The sequence below is a fragment of the Planococcus maritimus genome (genome assembly GCF_001687625.2).
GTDB lineage: Bacteria > Bacillota > Bacilli > Bacillales_A > Planococcaceae > Planococcus > Planococcus maritimus.
This window is the reverse complement of the sequence record NZ_CP016538.2, coordinates 2,391,872-2,410,571: the sequence shown is the minus strand read 5'-3', so window position 1 is coordinate 2,410,571 and position 18,700 is coordinate 2,391,872. Positions and strand designations below refer to the sequence as shown.

The window sequence follows — 18,700 nt, the reverse complement described above, 5'->3', positions numbered from 1 at the left end:
AGACCTTCCTTTATTTTTTGAGCGGGAAGGAATGCGTTTAATTTAGCATGACCAGCAAGGTTTAAAGAACCAAGTTAGTGGCCGCGTACTTAATACTTGTAAGGACCAAAATCGAGGAGGATGAACCGGATGACTGCAACTGTAAAAAAAGAATTAACACTGGAGACCCCGACTAAAAATTATTTGCAAGCTTATAAGGACTATCTCGAGGGCTATAAGGAATATAAGCTAGAGAAATTGGCTCCTCAGTGGCACGTGCCGGTCGGCAGCAAGCTGAAGAGAGTGTAGAGCTTGTCCCTGTGCACCACACAATTCACGCGATAAGATTCGCGTCATAGCAGGATTCTGGTGCTTGGATGTCCCTGTGCGCCACAAAAATTTAACAGGGAAAAGCCATGAACTCAGTTGAGTTCATGGCTTTTCGGCTATTAATCGGTCACATTCGATAGCTCTTCATAAAAATGTATTGGGTGAATCCTTTTGATTTTTCCTATTTCAGCAGGGAAGCGACGATGAGTGGAAGTCAATATGAAGTTGCAATTTTCACGTATGGCAGTTACCCATACGTGAAAGTCATCTTAATCAAATTTTGAAAGTGGTTCTGACATTTCCTGTGTTTCCACAATACTTTGTGCAGTGTCAGGGTCACACTTACTTAATTCTATCAAGACGTCACCTATAGCCAGATGTTCTCGAAGAATCGTTTCCACGCTATACCTACCTAATATACTATTAACTGGAAGCCCCTCATAATGCTCGAAGAGGGGATTGAGAAATGCTTGGAAAAACCCCTCGATATCATCTGCAGAATAAATCACTTTCTTTTTTCCTTTACCTAATCCTTCAGATGCGTTGCGTACAAATTCAAACAAGCAAACTTTAGAGAAAACAGGTTGAAAGAGGTGTGGGAATCTAGCTGCTTGCAGAATTTTTCGGTTGATTCCGTCGCTTCGCAATGCTCCGCACAATACCGTGGTATCAATAAAAACTATAGGTCGGGTAGGAGAATCATAGATCGAATTCATCTACATTTCCCGCTTCATGGTTTTTGGTGTCGATTCGATCGAAGAACGCTTTTGCACGCTTGTCTTGTTCATCTGTCGTTATGAAGTTTTCTTTTGGAATTCTCCAATGGCCGCCATCTGTTTTGTAGGCCTCGACAAATTTTCCCTTCTCGCACATTCTTCTAATCGTCTGATCACTTAAGCCAAGTTTTTCAGCTGCTTCACTGGGGGAGTAAAACGAATTTTCGATTTTCCGATGCCTGGTTGTGCGTTTAACAAGGGATGCACTCAGCGAGTTTCTTTCGCTGTTCGCCATAAGTGAAGCAATTAATTTTTTATGGATAAGTGACGGTTCTTTATCGGTCATTTCACTTAACTGTAAAAGATAATCGATCAGCAGTTCATATGCCATTTCGCGATCCTTATTCTTTAAATGATGCTTTACTTTACGTTCGATTTGATGCAAGTCTATAACCGATTGGGCATCGGTAATCTTTAAGGAAAGACTCGAAATTGCTGGAGTGGTAAAGCCCATTTGTCTCAAAGACCGTTCAACTGTCGTTTTTAAGACAGCTTCGGCTTGTTCAGTATTAATTGTAGACAATGTCTCAACACTGGCCCAGAGCTTTTCTTGTTCTTGGTCAACGGTAGGGATCATTTTCTCCACCTCCTGTTTAATACCTATTATAAAATTAAAAATCAACAAAATCAACAAAACTGACAGTGGATTTGAGAGGGATCCCTGTGCACCACACAATTCGCAGGGCGAAATTCGCGTCGTAGCGGGATTCTGGTGCTTGGATGTCCCTGTGCGCCACACAATTCCATTCAAAAAAGCCGAGAACTCAACGGAGTTCTCGGCTTTTTTTGCATTATAGGTTGTTCACGTAGTCTTCTACTTCCTGTGAAGTCGCAAGAGCTAGGATGTGGTCGACGTGCCCTTCCATGTCCGCTTTTGATAGGCGGCTTAGCTGGGAGCGGGCTTTTAGGATGGACGAAGCGCTCATCGAGAATTCGTCCAGGCCGAGGCCGAGGAGAATCGGGATGGCGATTTCGTCGCCGGCCATTTCGCCGCACATGCCGGTCCATTTGCCTTCTTTGTGAGACGCGTCAATGACGTTCTTCACAAGGCGCAGGATGGCTGGGTTGTATGGCTGGTATAGATAAGAGACCGATTCGTTCATACGGTCAGCGGCCATCGTGTACTGGATCAGGTCGTTCGTGCCGATAGAGAAGAAGTCGACTTCTTTTGCGAACGTATCTGCCATGACGGCAGTCGACGGAATCTCGACCATGATGCCGACTTCGATGGAATCGCTCACGTCGATGCCTTCTGCTTCGAGTTTCGCTTTTTCTTCCATTAGAAGCGCTTTCGCTTGGCGGAACTCATCGAGTGTGGCGATCATCGGGAACATAACCTTCAAATTGCCGTGGACACTCGCGCGAAGCAATGCGCGAAGCTGCGTGCGGAACATGTCCGGCATCTCGAGGCATAGACGGATCGCACGAAGGCCTAGGAACGGGTTCAGTTCTTTTGGCAGTGTCAGATACGACAATTCTTTGTCGCCGCCGATGTCGAGCGTACGAACGACGGTCGGTTTGCCTTCCATGCCTTTTAGGACAGCGGAGTAGGCATCGAATTGTTCGTCTTCGGTTGGGAAGTTGTCGCGGCCCATGTACAAGAACTCGGTACGGTACAAGCCGATTGCTTCGCCGCCATTTTCAAGAACGCCGGTAAGGTCTTTCGGTGTGCCGATATTGGCGCCGAGTTCAACTTCCACGCCGTCTTTTGTGACGGTCGCTTCGTTTTTCAGCTTGGCCCATTCGGCTTTTTGGCTGGCGAATGCGCTTTGCTTTTCTTTGTACTCAGCGAGTGTTGCTTCGTCTGGGTCGAGCAGGATGTTGCCTTCGAGTCCATCGATGATGACGATGGTGCCGTTATCGATCGTGCTCATCGCTGATTTTGCGCCGACAACTGCCGGGATTTCCAATGTGCGTGCGAGGATCGCGGAGTGGGATGTGCGCCCGCCGATATCGGTAATGAAGCCCTTAATGAATTTCGGGTTTAATTGAACCGTATCGGAAGGAGTCAGATCTTCTGCAATGACGACGACTTCATCGGTGATCATGCTTGGGTTTTGAATCTTGACGCCGAGGAGATGGGCGAGCACGCGTTTCGTGACATCACGCACATCGGCAGCGCGTTCTTTCATGTATTCATTGTCCATCGCTTCGAACATGTCGACAAACATTGTCGAGGTTTCGTTCAGCGCGAATTCTGCATTGACGCTATCGGTTTTGATCTTGTCGGTGATCGGCCCGATCAATTCCGGGTCTTCTAAAACGAGCAAGTGGGCGCCGAAAATATCGGCTTCTTTTTCGCTGATTTCTTCTGCGGTGCGTTTTTTGATCACTTCGAGTTCGGCAATGGATTCTTTCACTGCCTGTCCGAAGCGCTCGATTTCCGCCTGGGTGTCCGTCACGTTTTTCTTGTCGACTGTCAGTTCCGGATTTTCGAGGCGGAAGGCCTTGGCGATGGCGATGCCATTAGAAGCTGCGATTCCGGAGAGGCGATTCATTCGTTCGAGATTCCTTGCTCGTTCAGTACGCGCTCGATCGTTTCCATCGCTTCTGCTTCGTCCGCACCATCAGCAGCGATTTGTACAGTTGATCCAGAAGGAACACCAAGTGACATAACGCCGAGGATTGATTTTAAGTTAACTTTTTTGTCTTTGAATTCCATCGTGATGTCCGATTGGAATTTTGATAACGAACCTACAAGTGCTGAAGCTGGGCGTGCATGCATGCCAGCCGGGTCTGTGATTGTGAATGTTTTTTCTACCATGAATAATTCCTCCTTAGGATGCTTGTTGTGTAAGCGAATTCACCCTTCATTATGACATTATCTGGCCCAATTGCATAGCGGCGTCCCTGTTTTAGGTGGGATCAAAAGCGACCTGTCCCTGTGCGACACACAATTCGGCGAGTGAAAAAAGCGCTGCAGCTCGGTTTAGGTGTCCGCGCGCCCCTGTGCACGGCACAATTCGCAGTAACGACAGCTTTGTCCGGACAGCGGCGACAAAGTTAATCTTTCATTAGATTGAATGCGCTTACAAGAAGAGCGTATAATCAGAATTAACAAATAAAGTATATGGGCAAGGGCCCAATAAAAGGAGATGAAAGGAATGGCACAAGAACGTTCGAGCGTTAAAGTGAAAGTCCAGAAGTTTGGTAACTTCCTCAGTTCGATGGTTATGCCGAACATCGGCGCGTTTATTGCTTGGGGACTTATAACAGCATTGTTTATTCCAACAGGATTTTTCCCGAATGAGAATTTCGCGTCACTTGTCGGGCCGATGATCACATATTTGCTTCCACTCTTGATTGGTTATACGGGTGGTAAGCTCGTGCACGACCAGCGAGGCGGCGTCATTGGCGCGATTGCCACGATGGGGGTTATCGTCGGGGCACCGGATACGCCGATGTTCCTCGGCGCGATGATCATGGGGCCACTCAGTGCCTGGGTCATCAAACAGTTTGACCGTTTGATCGAAGGCAAGATCCGCTCTGGATTCGAGATGTTGGTCAACAACTTCTCAGCAGGTATTCTCGGCGGGGCATTGGCGATCTTTGCTTACCTTAGCATCGGGCCAGCCGTCAGCGCATTGACGCAAGTATTGGTCGCAGGTGTTGACTGGTTGCTTGAAACAGGATTGCTTCCATTAACAAGTATCTTGATCGAACCGGGTAAGATTTTATTCCTGAACAACGCAATCAACCACGGCATCCTGACGCCGCTTGGGCTTGAACAAGTTCAGCAGGCTGGCCGTTCCGTTCTCTTCTTATTAGAAGCGAACCCAGGACCTGGTCTTGGTGTCTTGCTCGCATTCATGTTCTTCGGAAAAGGAATCGCGAAGCAATCGGCACCAGGGGCTGTTATTATCCACTTCTTCGGCGGGATCCACGAGATTTACTTCCCGTACGTGTTAATGAAACCGATGCTTCTATTGTCTGTCATCCTTGGCGGCATGAGCGGTGTCTTCACACTCGTCTTGATGGGCGGCGGCTTGATGGCCCCTGCATCACCAGGCAGTATCTTCGCCATCGCAGCGGTTACACCGCCTGAAGGCATGGCCTATGTAGCGAACTTCACGGCGATCTTGGTCGCAGCGACTGTGTCGTTCTTGGTATCAGCTGTCATCTTGAAGCGCAGCAAAGATACAGAAGAAGATGGAGACGTCGAAGCAGCAACAAGACGCATGGAAGAAATGAAAGGCAAGAAAAGTTCGGTTGCCGGTGCACTTGGCGCTAGCGCTGGAGCTGCAGGCACGACTTCTGCATCAGGTACGTTCCCGGACGATGTCCAAAAAATCGTCTTTGCGTGTGACGCTGGGATGGGGTCGAGCGCGATGGGTGCTTCGCTCTTGAGTAAGAAAGTAAAAGAGGCGGGCATGCACATCAAAGTGACAAACAGCGCGATTTCTTCTATCCCTGCCGATTCGCAAATCATCATCACGCAGGATAAATTGACGCCGCGTGCGAAAGACAAACGCCCGGATGCGTATCACATCTCAGTCGATAACTTCCTATCAAGCCCGGAATACGACCGCTTGATCGATCGCATGAAACATGGCGTGACAGAAGAGCAAAGTGAACTGGTCGACGATAGCGAAGCGAACGCAGCGACTGGCGATCAAGGCGATGCGCCACTGTTGACGGAAGATAATATTTTCATGAATAAACGCTTCCGCAATAAAGAAGAAGCGATTCGCTTTGCAGGGGACGCACTCGTGAAGGCTGGATACGTCGAGCCATCATACGTCGACGAAATGCTGAAGCGCGAAGAAATCACGACCACTTATATGGGCAATGATGTCGCGATTCCGCATGGCACCGAAGAAGCGAAAAAAGCGGTTATCAAATCCGGCTTCACGGTTGTCCAAGTTCCGGACGGGGTAGACTTTGACGGCGAGAAAGCGAAGTTGATCTTCGCCATCGCTGGTAAAGACGGCACGCACCTGGAAATCTTGTCAGGCATCGCAGTCATCTGCGCCGAGCAGTCGAATGTTGACGAACTCGTCGCTGCTAAGTCTGCTAAAGAATTGCTCGACATCTTGAACAGCAAGTAAATAGCACGGCAAAAAGGCAGGGGAAATCCTGCCTTTTTGTGCTATTTCTTTGGTTTATTCCAGGGAGAGTTAGGAAATGATAGTGGGGAACTCGCTTCGGGCGGACGCTTTAGGCCCACAGGATGCGGGTCATGCAGCTGATGCGACAGGACGTCGCGTTTTCAGCTGCCCGCGGACAAGGCCTGATATTTGCCAGTGGATCAGTTTAAAACGCTGCTGCTCCCACATTTGCAGGCAAATGCGTCGCAAATGAACAAGCTCAAGTACCTTTCGCTTATTCATTAGTCGCCGCCTTCCGCTCTTTAAATTTAAGGTGGGCACTGAGGTAGTGTTTCTAACTTTATTTAGAAAAAGAGGAAAGCGAGCTGTTTTGCGGAATTTGGATGGTAGTGAGAAAATGAAGATAGTACGTTAATAAGTTTTTCTAACAATAGGAAGAATGACCAGTGAAGTAATCAGGTGTTTGAAGAAGCGTCAGCTCGATCCCTGACTATGGAAAGCGAGTGATAAGCTTCGGGAAACACGGTTTATGAGAAAATAAATATTTGATTCAACAAAGTCTTCATCAACGAAAGGTGACAAGGGAGCAGGTGAGTGGATGATTGTCACGGTTAGGGAAAAATCGATTATTGAGTTGGTGACGCGGATGTCCGAGAGGCATACGGTCAATTCTTTGGCGGCGTATCTCGATGTCAGTGCGCGGACGATTCAGCGGGATTTGAAGTCGGTGGATAAATTGCTGGAGCCGTTTGGGCTGATGATGAAGCGCAATGCAGCGGATGCGCTGTTTATTGAAGGCAATAACGAAAAAATTTACCGGCTGATTCAGAAGCTTGCCGCTTCGAGTGCGCCGGAAGCGACGCCTGAGGAGAAAAAGCTGCGCTTGCTGATCATTTTAATGGAAGAAGGCGCGTTCTTTAAAAAGCAGGTGCTGTCGAATCAGCTTGGCATCAGCACGACAACTTTAACGTCTTATTTGGATGAGCTCGGCAATTGGCTGCGCAAGTTTTCGGTCACGCTGTCGAGACAACGCGGTGTTGGCGTGGAAGTGGCGGGGGAGGAAGCGCATAAACGCCATGCATTGGCGGCGTATTTCCTTATTCATTTCTACGAAGAGCTTATCGAAAGTTTGTATGATTTGCAGCGGGGCAAGGCGCCGGACGGCCGGGTGCTCGGTTATTTCAATCCCGATTACCTCGCCTCGGCGAATCGCTTGGTCGGCGAGCAGATTAGCGACGAACAGATCCGCTTGGCCGACAGCGACTATACGGGCCTCGTCGTGCATTTGGCGTTGGCGCTGCAGCGGGTAGAAAGCGGCTTATTGCTGGAGTCTCCGGAACAAACGGAGCGAAACGCGGAATACGACATGCTCGCTGGGATTGGTAAGGCTTTGCGTGAACAGTTCGGCGTCGAGCTTGCGGAGCGCGATATCGAGTTTCTCGCGGTGGTGTTGAAGGGCTCGAAAATCCAGGCGTCGAACGTGCTTTATTACGATAGTGTGCTGCTCGGGAAACTCGTCAAAAACATGATTCGCGATGTGTCGGGGCAGCTCGGCGTCGATTTGACGAAGGATTTTTCCTTGTACCAAGGCTTGCTTGCGCATATGGAGCCGCTCATTTTCCGGCTTAAGCAAAAGCTCGAATCGTTCAATCCGTTGACCGACGAGATCAAGAAGAAATACCCGATGCTGTTTCTCGCAGTCAAGCAGACCTTGGAGACGGAGTTTGACGACCTCGAGTTCTCGGCGGATGAAGTGGCGTTTATCGTTCTTCATTTCGGCTCGGCTTTATTGATGAATGAAGAACGCGTGCAGATCGACGCAGTCGTCGTGTGCCCAACCGGCATCGGCACGTCGAAAATGCTGGCGAGCCGCATTCAAAAAGAGCTGCCGGAAATCGATACCGTGAAGATTTTGGCGATTCATGATTTCCAAACGGCAAATTTTCAGGACTACGATTTGGTCATTTCAACGATCCGGCTGCCGGTAACCGATGTGGATTATTTGATGGTGAGCCCGTTGTTAAGCGAGCAGGACATTAGCCACATCGAAAATTATTTGCAGCATAATATCCAGAAAGTGACGCGCAATAAACAGTATTTGCATGCAGATGATGTGAAACCGGCTATGCCCAAACACCGGCCGGAGCTGCGTAATTTGCTTAGAGACATTAAAAATGTGCAGATGGGCATGGAAGCGATACTCAAGCATTTCCGTTTGTTGAAAATGAACGGCACGGATTATTGGCAAGTGCTCGCGGAAGTATTGGAGGGTTTGGAATCGGACGGGTTATTGGAGGCTGCGAGCACTTTGCGGCAATTGCAAGACCGCGAAACCAAAGGCGGGCTCGGCATTCCGGGGACCAATATGGCGCTGTTTCATTGCCGGGACGAATCGGTCCGTGATTTGATGTTCCAAGTGGTGCATTTGGATTCACAGATTGCCGTAAAGGGAATGGATGACAAAGAAATGCAGATGACGAATTTATTGTTGATGCTGACGCCAGTGGAATTGAGCGAACGCCAACAGGAAATCATGAGTTTGATCAGTTTGAGCTTGATCGAAAGCGAAGCCTCGATGATGATTTTTTCGTCGTCGAATGAAGACGTCATCCGCAATAAGTTAGAAGAGTTGTTTTACGAATACTTACAAAATAATTTGATGAAGGAATGATTTGAATGAAACAAGCAATCCATTTTGGAGCAGGCAATATCGGCAGAGGGTTTATCGGGGCGTTGTTCTCGGAATCCGGCTATCACGTCAGTTTTGTGGATGTGGCCGAACAAGTCATCAATCAATTAAACGAACAAGGCAACTACCACGTGAACTTGGCGCAGGAAACAGAAGAAAGCGTTTTGGTGGAAAACGTGTCCGGCATCAATAATATGAAAGACGAAGAAGCGGTCATTGCGAAGATCCAGCAAGCGACGTATTTGACGACAGCGATCGGGCCGAATATCCTGCCGCGCATCGCACCGCTCATTGCGCGCGGAATCGAAGCGCGGGTTAAGGGCAATTTCGGAATGGGGGCGGATTTGGAGCCAGTATCTGATTTGGACGTGGCGTCTGATATGAGTTCGGAATCGGAAAAATTATACATCATTGCCTGTGAAAACCAAATCGGCGCGACCGATATTTTGAAAGGGCATATTTTAAGCCATTTGAGCGACGAAGCGAAAGCGGAGCTCGCTGGCAAGGTGTATTTCTTTAATTCGGCGGTCGATCGCATCGTGCCGATTCAAGAAGGCCAGTCGCTCGACGTACTAGTCGAACCGTATTACGAATGGGTCGTGGAAACGACAGAAGACATTCCAGACGTTTCCGGCATGACCATTGTCGAAGACTTGGCGCCGTTTATCGAGCGCAAGCTGTTTACAGTCAACACGGGGCACGCGGTCATCGCCTATCTCGGCTACCGCGCCGGCAAAACGACGATTGACGAAACTTTGGCGGACCCGGCAATCGAACAGCAAGTGCGTGAAACCTTGAAAGAAACAGGCGCTTACCTCGTGAAGCAATACGGCTTGGACGAACAAGAGCATCTCAGCTATATCGACAAAAACATCAAACGCTTCAAAAACAGCTATTTGAACGACGGCGTCACACGCGTCGGCCGCGCGCCAATCCGCAAGCTCGGACCGGAAGACCGCCTCGTGCGCCCGGCCGTGCAAGCGCAAAAAGCGGGACTATCATATGCGCACCTCGCGCAAGCGATCGCTTCAGCTTTACTCTTCGACTTCGCTGAAGACGAAGAAGCGGTGAAAATCCAAGACATGATCGCACAAGGCGGGCCAGAGCTCGTGTTGACAGAAATCAGCGGACTAGAAGCTGATAGCGAACTGGCGCAGGAAGTCGTGCGTCAGTACGAGGCGATGAAGTCGGGGCAGTAACTGTCCCTGTGCACCACACAATTCCAACCGCATCCCAGCAGCCGAAAAGGCGCCGGGATGCGGTTTTTGCGTTGTCGGAGGGAGTTTTCGTCCCTGTGCGCCACACAATTTCGGCGGGAGAAAATGCGGTGTCCCTGTGCAGCACACAATTTGCCGGAGAGGATTCCCGCTGCAGCAGCATTTGCTGGCTGGAATGTCCCTGTGCGCCACACAATTTGCGTGACAGTATACTTTTTGTCAGTATGTGAAAATAAAGTGCGTACTTCCCATGGGAGATGCCAGGCCGTACACTGGGAAAGCATCAAAATACGCATACGAGGAGAGACCTATAGATGAAATTACAACTAGCATTAGATTTAGTCGATATTCCACAAGCCATTGAATTGATCAAAGAAGTTGAGGGTTCGATCGATATTGTTGAACTGGGTACGCCGGTCATCAATAAAGAAGGATTGAAAGCGGTTCGTGAAGTGAAAGCGGCGTTTCCGCATCTGGAGGTATTGGCAGATGTGAAAATTATGGACGCGGCGGCTTATGAAGTCGGCAACGCGGCAGAGGCAGGAGCGGACATTGTTACGATTCTCGCGCAAGCAGAAGATTCCTCGATTAAAGGGGCAGTCGAAGAAGCGAAGAAACTCGGCAAGAAAATCCTGGTCGATATGATCGCTGTCAAAGACATCGAAACACGCGCCGCTGAACTGGACGTGCTGGGTGCGGATTATATTTGCGTCCACACGGGCTATGATTTGCAGGCAGAAGGCAAAGATTCATTCGCAGACTTGCGCACGATCAAAAGTGTCGTGAAAAATGCGAAAACGGCGATCGCTGGCGGCATCAAACTCGATACTTTGCCGGAAGTCATCAAAGCGCAGCCGGACTTGATCATTGTTGGGGGCGGCATCACATCTAAAGACGATAAGCAATCAGAAGCGGCGAAAATCAAGGCGCTGATGAACGAAAGCGTGACGGTATAACGTGAACGCTTCAGGATTTATGAATGAAATCTCAGCCGAATTGTCGCAAACGGTTGGACAAGTGAGCGAGGCGGAAGCAAATCGTTTGGTCGCCGTTATGGCGCAAGCGGACAAGATTTTTGTCGCGGGCGGCGGGCGCTCCGGTTTCATGGCTAAAGCGTTCGTCATGCGCATGATGCACATGGGCCTGAATGCTTATGTAGTGGGCGAAACAGTGACTCCGAGTTTATTGGAAAACGATTTGTTTATCGTCGGTTCAGGTTCCGGGGAAACGGCGAGCTTACTTGCGATGACGGAGAAAGCGGACAAAATCGGTGCCACGGTCGCAGCAATCACGACCAATCCCGCGTCCTCGATCGGCCAAATCGCCAGCCTTCATCTCACTATTCCGGCGCAAGCCAAAGCGGACGGTGCGAGCGGCAAATCCATCCAGCCGATGGGTTCGTTGTTCGAGCAATCGCTGTTGGTGGTGTATGACGCGCTCGTGTTGGCCTATATGGAAGAGAACGATATTGCGGCCGATGCGATGTTCGGCACGCACGCCAATTTGGAATAGCAGGGACATAAGCTTGGGACTGGGAACGATTCCGTCTCAAGCTTATTTTAATTGCCAAGCGTCCTTATTGGACAATCCGCACACAGAGGTTCAAAATTAGTGGAATAGATTTGCCGTGACAGGCAGATTGGATGGCACAGAATACGGGTCTTCCTTATAATGAAAAGCTTGCCACGGAAAATAGGATGATGTGAAGGAGCAACGATATGTATAAAATGATTGCGATTGATTTGGATGGAACGTTATTGACAGACGAGCTGGTTGTCACAAAAGATACGGCGACAGCGATTCGAAAAGCGGCAGAGCTCGGAGTGGTCGTGACGATCGCGACGGGAAGAATGTACCCGTCTGCACAGCGCATCGCATTGGAACTGGGACTTGAGGCGCCGATGATTACGTACCAAGGAGCGGTCATCAGATCAGCAACGAGCGAAGAAGTGCTGCGCGAGCGCATGGTGTCTTACGAGATCGCGCAAAAATGCATTCACTTAGCAGCGGAAAAGCAAATGCACATCCAAGTCTATCAGGACAATGTGCTTTATAGCGCAGTGGATAACGAGCAAGTGAAAGCCTACTCTAAAGAAGTCGGCATAGGGTACACGGTGGAACCGGATCTCCTCGGACTCGCGAAAAAGGGCTTTACCAAATTGCTGTTTATCGACGAACCTGAAGCCCTCGCACCGGTACAGGAAGAATTGCAGACTATCTTGGGTGACACGGCGTGCATCGAGAAATCGAAAAAGCGCTACCTCGAAGTGACGCATCCAGACGCTAATAAAGGCAGTGCCTTGAAATTTTTAGCCGACAAGCTCGGCATCGACCGTTCAGAAGTGATCGGCATTGGTGATAATTTCAATGATATGGATTTGGTCAAAGCGGCCGGCTTCGGCGTCGCGATGGGCAACGCCGTCGATGAATTAAAAGAGCTTGCGGACTACACCAGCCTGTCGAATAACGAAGAAGGCGTGCTGCATGTACTCAATAAATTCATTTTGGAACCTCGTGCGGCAGCAGCAGATTCGGCGAACTAATCGTTAGAACTGCGGAACTTTTAGGGAGAAACGCAACGAAGTTGGAGGAGTGGCACATGCCCAATTTGGGAGAAAAGACGTTCAATTGTGAAAAAGAATTAACCCTTTCCATCATCGGCGGAAAGTGGAAGATGCTCGTATTGTGGCATTTAGGAAAATCCGGCACCAAGCGCTTCAGCGAATTACAACGGCTGATCCCGGGCATCACACAACGCATGCTCGTCAACCAATTGCGCGAGCTGGAAGATCATTTGATCGTCCACCGCGAAGTGTATCCAGTCGTGCCGCCAAAAGTGGAGTATTCGCTGACGGAACAAGGCGAAAGCCTCATGCCGATTCTTGACTCGATGTATGATTGGGGAAAAGAATACATGGAGCGGAATTTGTAGCTGGTTGATGTCCCTGTGCACCACACAATTCGAACCGCATCCCAAGAGCCGAAAAGGCGGGGGGATGCGGTTTTTGTGTTGGAGAGAAGTGTTTGCGTCCCTGTGCGCCACACAATTCTGGGAGAATAGGGGCTTGTCCGCGGCATTCTGAGAGAAAAGCGGCTTGTCCCTGTGCATCACACAATTCGGCAGGGTGAATGCCCGTCACTGCGGCATTCGACTGTCCTCGCGTCCCTGTGCGCCACACAATTTGAGCAGAAAAAAGCCCGTTCCAGGGAAGGAACGGGCTTTTTTGATGTCCAACAGTTTAACGGACGTTCATTTCGTTCGGGTGTGCGCCTTTGCGGCGGTTTTTGTCGAGTCCGTTGATTTGGTTCATGTCTTCTTCGCTTAATTCGAAATCGAAGACATTGAAGTTTTCTTCGATGCGCGACGGGGTGACGGATTTCGGAATAACGATTGTGTTGTTTTGCAAGTGCCAGCGCAAGACGATTTGGGCTGGGGATTTCTTGTGCGCTTCGGCGATTTTTTGAATCACTTCGTCTTTCAGCACTTCGCCGCCTTGGTCGAGCGGGCTCCATGCTTCAACGAAAATATCGTGCTGCGCGCAGAATTCTTTGACGTCGTTTTGTGCCAAGTACGGATGGCATTCGATTTGGTTGAGGACTGGCGGCACGTCGCACTCATCCAGTAGGCGCTGCAAATGTTCAGGTTGGAAATTGCAGACGCCGATCGCTTTGACGCGGCCGTCTTTGTATAGTTTTTCCATCGCTTTATACGTCTCGACGTAATTATCAAACTCAGGTGTCGGCCAGTGAATGAGGTAGAGGTCCACATAATCCAAGCCGAGACGCTCGAGGCTTTCGTCGAATGCGCGCAAGGTGTTGTCGTAACCTTGGTCGGAGTTCCAGACTTTCGTAGTGATGAACAAGTTTTCGCGCGGGACAGAAGTTTCTTTCAACGCTTTTCCGACGCCTTCTTCGTTTTTATAGATCATGGCTGTATCGATCGATGTATAGCCAGTTTGGAGTGCTGTTGATACGGCTTCAGCTGCTTGGTCGTTGTCGACTTGCCAAACGCCAAAACCTAGTTGAGGCATCTCTAGCTTGTTATTAAGTGTTACATGATTCACGGGACATTTCTCCTTTTCGTGTTTTTATCATAACCCTCTATAGAATACCCTGAATTTAGTAAGCGTAAGCTGTTTTTTTGAAATGTCCCTGTGCACCACACAATTTCTAGCATTGGAACCTTGATATAGCGGGATTTTGGTGGTTAGCTGTCCCTGTGCGCCACACAATTTTCGATGACCCTCGATACTTTTGACCCTGCTAATACTGGGATATATTACAAATAGACAAGGAAAAATGATTAATTTTACTAACGGGTGACAAAAATTTCAATTCCTACAAACTTATGGACTGTAAATAATCTGAATTTAATGTTTATTTGAGCTTATGTTAATGATTATTAACTGAAATTTCTGTTTTATATCGTTTTCATGTGTTTTTTGGCAGTTTAATCTCATTTTGGAGCTTATCGTATTAATTGCGCAAAGAAATAGATGTGTTAATATTCAGATATTATCGAGTTGTGTTAAATATAGTCAAATAAGGGGGGCGTGAAATTAAAAAGGAAATAATTTACTCATTTCATATAATCTTGATTTTTTGACCCATCAAAAAAGAGGAGGAAGATGAATGAAAAGTTATTCTGGGAAGAGGTTAGCGTTTAATGGCAAGACAAAACTATTTTCGGCGGCATTGATGGCGGGGGTATTGGCGATGTCTCCGCTTTCGGCCGAACTAAGTACGGGGAAAAATGGCGTTTCGCTTCAGCAAAACTCAGCGGAAGCAGCTGGGCTGGCGGATGTCGCCTTGCTGGAAAACCAGAATTTGCGGGCGGATTATAATTCGACGACCGGCATTTTAACGTTGGATCTGGACGGCACGGTGCTGTTGGATCTCAGCGTGGTCAACGAGCAATATTATAATTTCCAGCTTCCGGAAGCCTTCAAAGAGATTCTGGCGTTGCCGAACTTCCAGGATGCTGCGCAGATCGAGTATGAGCAGCGGCTCTTGCTGGGAGTGATTCCCGTGAATAGCGGCACGATCAGCGGGGATGATTTGGTGGTCGATTCAACTACGGGTCTAGTCAGAGGTGCAAGTTTTGATGTGCTCAATTTGAGCGCTTTGTCTACCATGAGTGCAGAGCTGACGATTGATTTGAACGCGCTAGCCCAAGATTTGCCGGTGAGTGATTCAGGTGAACTGGAGTTCTTCGGGGCTGCGACTTCTGAGCCTTTATTGGACGTGTTCGTGCTGACGGATGAAGGCGCTCAAGCGTCCTTGTACAATTTGGAAAATGCTGATTTGTCGGTAGGTACGGTGACGGACCAGGATACGGTCGTCGAAGGAATTAAAAAACGAGGTTCCGCAACGCAAATTCGAGTATTTGACGGGGAGGACGAAATCGGCAGAGGAACGGTCGATAGCGACGCGAATAGCCCATACGCAGTCGACATCCCGCAGCAACAAGCAGGTACGGTATTGACGGTACAAGCTTACTCTTCTTCAGGGAATCCAGTAGGTGAAGCGCTTGAAGTGACGGTGAGTGATGTAACTGCACCTGAAACGCCGATTGTCGATGGCGTGACCGACCAGGATATGTCAGTTACCGGGACCGGTGAAGCAGGAACGGAAGTGACGGTGACAAAAGACGATGAAGTGCTGGGCACTGGCACGGTCGACGGAGACGGGAATTTTGAAGTCGACATCCCGGCGCAGCCAGGTGGAACGGAACTTGGCGTCTTTTTGACAGATGATGCAGGATTAACCAGTGAGGTTGTTGTCATTTCTGTTGAAGATATCACTGCACCGGAAGCGCCGGTTGTCGATGATGTTGACGATAGCGATACGGAAGTAACCGGAACGGGTGAACCGGGAGCGGAAGTAATTGTAACAACTCCAGGAGGTACGTATACCGGGACTGTCGATGAAGACGGTGATTTCTCTGTTGACATTCCAGAACAAGAAGAAGGAACAGAAATTACGGTCGAATTGGAAGATGAAGACGGCAATACAAGTGAAGAAGTTGTCATAACGGTAGGAGATGGAACGGCACCAGACGCCCCAGAAGTGGATGATGTCGGCGATAGCGATACGGAAGTCACGGGAACGGGTGAACCGGGAGCGGAAGTTGTCGTTGAGACACCAGATGGTACGTATACTGGAACTGTTGATGAAGACGGCAATTTCTCTGTTGACATTTCAGAGCAAGAAGCTGGAACGGAAATTACAGTGACCTTGGAAGATGACGATGGCAATGTCAGTGACGAGACGGTTGTCACGGTCGGTGACGCGACAGCACCAGACGCGCCAGAAGTAGATGATGTCGGCGATAGCGATACGGAAGTAACCGGAACTGGTGAACCGGGAGCGGAAGTTGTCGTTGAGACACCAGATGGTACGTATACTGGAACTGTTGATGAGGACGGCGATTTCTCCGTTGACATTCCAGAGCAAGAAGCTGGAACGGAAATCACGGTGACTTTGGAAGATGATGATGGCAATGTCAGTGACGAGACGGTGGTGACTGTCGACGATACAACTGCTCCGGATGCGCCAAGCTTGAAACAAGTGACGAATAAGTCTACGAGCATCAGCGGTAAAGCTGAGGCAGGCAGCACAGTCGTCATCAAAAACGGATCGACAGAGATTGCTAGAGGAAAAGCGGGTACGGATGGACGCTTTAAGTTAGATATTGAACCGCAAGCAGCCGGTACGGTCTTGACGGCTGTGGCAATAGATGCGGCAGGCAATAAGAGTGATCGAACGAAAACCACAGTCGTTAAAGTAGATTCGGAAACGACAGATCGTATTTCAGGGAAAGACCGGTTCTTGACAGCCATCGCGATTTCTCAAGAAGGCTGGGATTCGTCGGACACAGTCGTACTGGCAACTTCCGCTAATTTCCCAGATGCCTTGGCTGGTGGGCCGCTAGCCTTCCAAGAAGATGCACCGATCCTATTGACACGCACTAATAGCTTGAAGAGCGAGACGAAAGAGGAAATTGAACGATTAGGTGCAAGCCGCGTTATCATTCTCGGTAGCACAGGTGCGATCTCCGCTTCGGTGGAAGCAGAGCTGGAAGACATGGACTTGGATATCGAACGTATCGGCGGCGAAACGCGTTTTGACACAGCGGCGTTGATTGCGGATGAGTTGTCTTCTGATGAAGTAGTCGTCGCAAACGGCTTGAACTTTCCAGATGTACTTTCTATCTCTCCATACGCTGCGAAAAACGGCGTGCCGATTCTCTTGACGCGCACCGATCGTTTGCCGAATGAAACGGAACAAGCATTAGACGATTACTCCTCATCGCTTGTCATCGGTGAAACCGGCGTAGTCAGCGAAGACGTTTACGACGAATTGCCAGATCCAACGCGTTACGGCGGCGAAACTCGCTATGAAACTGGCGCAGAAATCGCGACCAAACTTATGATGGGTACGGACCTTGCCTATATCGCGACCGGCAGAGACTTCCCGGATGCCTTGACCGGTTCTGTCCTGGCAGCGAAAGACGATTCACCAATCTTGCTCGTCCGTCCGAATAAAATTCCGAATGCGACGAACAAGCTCTTGTCGAATTACGCCGACTTCACGATCTTCGGCGGAACGGGCGCAGTGTCTGATGAAGTCAAAGACGCATTGGATGAAGAATTGGATAATTAATTGATGTCCCTGTGCACGGCACAATTCAAACCGCATCCTCGCCGCCCAAAAGGCGGGGGGATGCTTTTTTTCGTATTGGGGGGTGTGTTTACGTCCCTGTGCGCCACACAATTTCGACTCCCTGTGCACCACACAATTAAAAGGAATTGAGGAGTGGATGCAGAACTTAGGGGAAAGTGAATAAGGGAGGAATCGTTCATGAAAAATCGAGGCATGTGGAAACTGGCAGCCGGGGTCATTGGGTTGATCGCTGGGGTTTTTGCGGGTGGTTTTCTGGGGCTGGTCATCGGTGGCACATTTTTGGGCGGATTCGACATTTATGAACAGACAGGCATGGAAGGCTATGAGCTGACAGCGTATATTGGAGCAGTAGTCGGTGGGGTAGCTGGACTGGTGTTCGGAGTTCGCCGGGCAGGGAAGTGATTGTGTCCCTGTGCGCCACACAATTTGCTGGATAGAAATGCTTCTGTGGCGGGGTTTTACTGCTTGGGTGTCCCTGTGCACCACACAATTTATATGAAAAGAGGCGGGAATATGGAGATATACGGTTATTTGATTGTTTCACTGGTCGCTGTATTGGCGGTCAACCTTGTGATGAAATTCATTTTAAAAGGCAATGCGAAAAAAGATAAAGGATTTGTGTTGTTCTATCAAAGTCTATCTTATAGAAGAAGATTGATTCGCGCGTTATGGGGCATCCCGTTTATGGCGGTGATGTATGTCATCATTTATCAGCTGAATGTCTTTAGTGAGACGCAACTGCAGGTTATCGCAGTGGCATTTGTGTTCATGGTTTTAGGGGATGCGGGATACAATTATTACCGTTGGAAAAAAGAAGAACGGATAGCTTGAGTGGGTGCTCGTCCCTGTGCGCCACACAACTTTCTGGATGAAAATGCTTCTGTGGCGGGGTTTTTCTGCTTGGGTGTCCCTGTGCACCACACAATTCAATAAGCGGAAGGGATGCGGTTTTTCATGTTGCGGAATGGGTTTGCT

General features: G+C 49.1%; 17 protein-coding genes. 11 read left to right on the top strand and 6 right to left on the bottom strand.

Features of this window, described 5'->3' with window-relative positions; translation table 11 throughout:
* Positions 1–129: 129 nt before the first annotated feature.
* On the top strand, positions 130–288 hold the full coding sequence (locus tag BBI11_RS16385; RefSeq protein WP_156889067.1) for a hypothetical protein: 159 nt from the start codon (positions 130–132) through the stop codon (positions 286–288).
* 290 nt (positions 289–578) lie between these two features.
* Here the strand turns inward: BBI11_RS16385 and BBI11_RS12050 are convergent, their stop codons facing one another.
* The 4 genes from BBI11_RS12050 to BBI11_RS12035 form a co-directional block, all read right to left on the bottom strand.
* Positions 579–1,025 (bottom strand): PIN domain-containing protein, encoded by a 447-nt coding sequence (locus tag BBI11_RS12050; RefSeq protein WP_237150268.1) that lies wholly within the window; start codon positions 1,023–1,025, stop codon positions 579–581.
* Positions 1,009–1,662: a helix-turn-helix domain-containing protein gene (locus BBI11_RS12045; protein ID WP_068463660.1), complete on the bottom strand. Its 654-nt coding sequence runs from the start codon at positions 1,660–1,662 to the stop codon at positions 1,009–1,011. The genes BBI11_RS12050 and BBI11_RS12045 overlap by 17 nt, the downstream gene beginning before the upstream one ends.
* A gap of 214 nt (positions 1,663–1,876) precedes the next feature.
* The gene (gene ptsP / locus BBI11_RS12040) at positions 1,877–3,583 is read right to left on the bottom strand and encodes a phosphoenolpyruvate--protein phosphotransferase (RefSeq protein ID WP_068463658.1); all 1,707 of its coding nucleotides are present in this window, start codon (positions 3,581–3,583) and stop codon (positions 1,877–1,879) included.
* A complete protein-coding gene (locus BBI11_RS12035) occupies positions 3,580–3,849 on the bottom strand; it encodes a phosphocarrier protein HPr (RefSeq protein ID WP_068463656.1) in 270 nt (89 codons plus the stop codon). Before BBI11_RS12035 ends, ptsP begins: the two co-directional genes overlap by 4 nt.
* 340 nt (positions 3,850–4,189) lie before the next feature.
* Between BBI11_RS12035 and BBI11_RS12030 the strand changes: the two genes are divergently transcribed.
* Positions 4,190–6,133 carry a PTS mannitol transporter subunit IICBA gene (locus BBI11_RS12030; RefSeq protein WP_068463654.1) on the top strand — a complete coding sequence of 648 codons (1,944 nt, stop codon included), beginning with the start codon at positions 4,190–4,192 and terminating at the stop codon, positions 6,131–6,133.
* Between the two features lie 129 nt (positions 6,134–6,262).
* On the opposite strand, the gene BBI11_RS16380 is transcribed toward BBI11_RS12030, so the two are convergent.
* On the bottom strand, positions 6,263–6,415 hold the full coding sequence (locus tag BBI11_RS16380; protein ID WP_156889066.1) for a hypothetical protein: 153 nt from the start codon (positions 6,413–6,415) through the stop codon (positions 6,263–6,265).
* 316 nt (positions 6,416–6,731) lie between these two features.
* Here BBI11_RS16380 and BBI11_RS12025 point away from each other — a divergent pair, with 316 nt between their 5' ends.
* From BBI11_RS12025 to BBI11_RS12000, 6 genes are all read left to right on the top strand, one after another.
* Positions 6,732–8,804 carry a BglG family transcription antiterminator gene (locus tag BBI11_RS12025; protein WP_068463653.1) on the top strand — a complete coding sequence of 691 codons (2,073 nt, stop codon included), beginning with the start codon at positions 6,732–6,734 and terminating at the stop codon, positions 8,802–8,804.
* A gap of 5 nt (positions 8,805–8,809) precedes the next feature.
* Positions 8,810–10,021 carry a mannitol-1-phosphate 5-dehydrogenase gene (locus BBI11_RS12020; protein WP_068463650.1) on the top strand — a complete coding sequence of 404 codons (1,212 nt, stop codon included), beginning with the start codon at positions 8,810–8,812 and terminating at the stop codon, positions 10,019–10,021.
* A gap of 332 nt (positions 10,022–10,353) precedes the next feature.
* Positions 10,354–10,995: a 3-hexulose-6-phosphate synthase gene (hxlA, locus tag BBI11_RS12015; protein WP_068463648.1), complete on the top strand. Its 642-nt coding sequence runs from the start codon at positions 10,354–10,356 to the stop codon at positions 10,993–10,995.
* A gap of 19 nt (positions 10,996–11,014) precedes the next feature.
* Entirely contained in the window at positions 11,015–11,551 is a 537-nt protein-coding gene (gene hxlB / locus BBI11_RS12010) for a 6-phospho-3-hexuloisomerase (protein ID WP_068465761.1), read from the top strand.
* A 206-nt stretch (positions 11,552–11,757) separates the two neighbouring features.
* Complete coding sequence (locus BBI11_RS12005) at positions 11,758–12,582, top strand: Cof-type HAD-IIB family hydrolase (protein WP_068463646.1); 825 nt, start codon at positions 11,758–11,760, stop codon at positions 12,580–12,582.
* 56 nt (positions 12,583–12,638) lie between these two features.
* Positions 12,639–12,971: a winged helix-turn-helix transcriptional regulator gene (locus tag BBI11_RS12000; protein ID WP_068463644.1), complete on the top strand. Its 333-nt coding sequence runs from the start codon at positions 12,639–12,641 to the stop codon at positions 12,969–12,971.
* A gap of 307 nt (positions 12,972–13,278) precedes the next feature.
* Here the strand turns inward: BBI11_RS12000 and BBI11_RS11995 are convergent, their stop codons facing one another.
* Complete coding sequence (locus BBI11_RS11995; RefSeq protein ID WP_068463642.1) at positions 13,279–14,103, bottom strand: aldo/keto reductase; 825 nt, start codon at positions 14,101–14,103, stop codon at positions 13,279–13,281.
* A gap of 568 nt (positions 14,104–14,671) precedes the next feature.
* Here BBI11_RS11995 and BBI11_RS11990 point away from each other — a divergent pair.
* The 3 genes from BBI11_RS11990 (at position 14,672) to BBI11_RS11980 (ending at position 18,556) form a co-directional block, all read left to right on the top strand.
* On the top strand, positions 14,672–17,704 hold the full coding sequence (locus BBI11_RS11990; protein ID WP_068463639.1) for an Ig-like domain-containing protein: 3,033 nt from the start codon (positions 14,672–14,674) through the stop codon (positions 17,702–17,704).
* A 198-nt stretch (positions 17,705–17,902) separates the two neighbouring features.
* Positions 17,903–18,127 (top strand): hypothetical protein, encoded by a 225-nt coding sequence (locus tag BBI11_RS11985; protein ID WP_068463638.1) that lies wholly within the window; start codon positions 17,903–17,905, stop codon positions 18,125–18,127.
* A 111-nt stretch (positions 18,128–18,238) separates the two neighbouring features.
* The gene (locus tag BBI11_RS11980) at positions 18,239–18,556 is read left to right on the top strand and encodes a hypothetical protein (protein WP_068463636.1); all 318 of its coding nucleotides are present in this window, start codon (positions 18,239–18,241) and stop codon (positions 18,554–18,556) included.
* Positions 18,557–18,700 lie beyond the last annotated feature (144 nt).

Bases quoted from the DNA above. Each gene is read 5' to 3' on its own strand.
- BBI11_RS12045 (WP_068463660.1), bottom strand. From the start codon at position 1,662: ATGATCCCTACCGTTGACCAAGAACAAGAAAAGCTCTGGGCCAGTGTT.
- BBI11_RS12030 (WP_068463654.1), top strand. From the start codon at position 4,190: ATGGCACAAGAACGTTCGAGCGTTAAAGTGAAAGTCCAGAAGTTTGGT.
- ptsP (WP_068463658.1), bottom strand. From the start codon at position 3,583: ATGAATCGCCTCTCCGGAATCGCAGCTTCTAATGGCATCGCCATCGCC.
- BBI11_RS16385 (WP_156889067.1), top strand. From the start codon at position 130: ATGACTGCAACTGTAAAAAAAGAATTAACACTGGAGACCCCGACTAAA.
- BBI11_RS12050 (WP_237150268.1), bottom strand. From the start codon at position 1,025: ATGAATTCGATCTATGATTCTCCTACCCGACCTATAGTTTTTATTGAT.
- BBI11_RS12005 (WP_068463646.1), top strand. From the start codon at position 11,758: ATGTATAAAATGATTGCGATTGATTTGGATGGAACGTTATTGACAGAC.
- BBI11_RS11980 (WP_068463636.1), top strand. From the start codon at position 18,239: ATGGAGATATACGGTTATTTGATTGTTTCACTGGTCGCTGTATTGGCG.
- BBI11_RS16380 (WP_156889066.1), bottom strand. From the start codon at position 6,415: ATGAATAAGCGAAAGGTACTTGAGCTTGTTCATTTGCGACGCATTTGC.
- BBI11_RS12000 (WP_068463644.1), top strand. From the start codon at position 12,639: ATGCCCAATTTGGGAGAAAAGACGTTCAATTGTGAAAAAGAATTAACC.
- BBI11_RS11985 (WP_068463638.1), top strand. From the start codon at position 17,903: ATGAAAAATCGAGGCATGTGGAAACTGGCAGCCGGGGTCATTGGGTTG.
- BBI11_RS12025 (WP_068463653.1), top strand. From the start codon at position 6,732: ATGATTGTCACGGTTAGGGAAAAATCGATTATTGAGTTGGTGACGCGG.
- hxlB (WP_068465761.1), top strand. From the start codon at position 11,015: ATGAATGAAATCTCAGCCGAATTGTCGCAAACGGTTGGACAAGTGAGC.
- hxlA (WP_068463648.1), top strand. From the start codon at position 10,354: ATGAAATTACAACTAGCATTAGATTTAGTCGATATTCCACAAGCCATT.
- BBI11_RS12035 (WP_068463656.1), bottom strand. From the start codon at position 3,849: ATGGTAGAAAAAACATTCACAATCACAGACCCGGCTGGCATGCATGCA.
- BBI11_RS11990 (WP_068463639.1), top strand. From the start codon at position 14,672: ATGAAAAGTTATTCTGGGAAGAGGTTAGCGTTTAATGGCAAGACAAAA.
- BBI11_RS12020 (WP_068463650.1), top strand. From the start codon at position 8,810: ATGAAACAAGCAATCCATTTTGGAGCAGGCAATATCGGCAGAGGGTTT.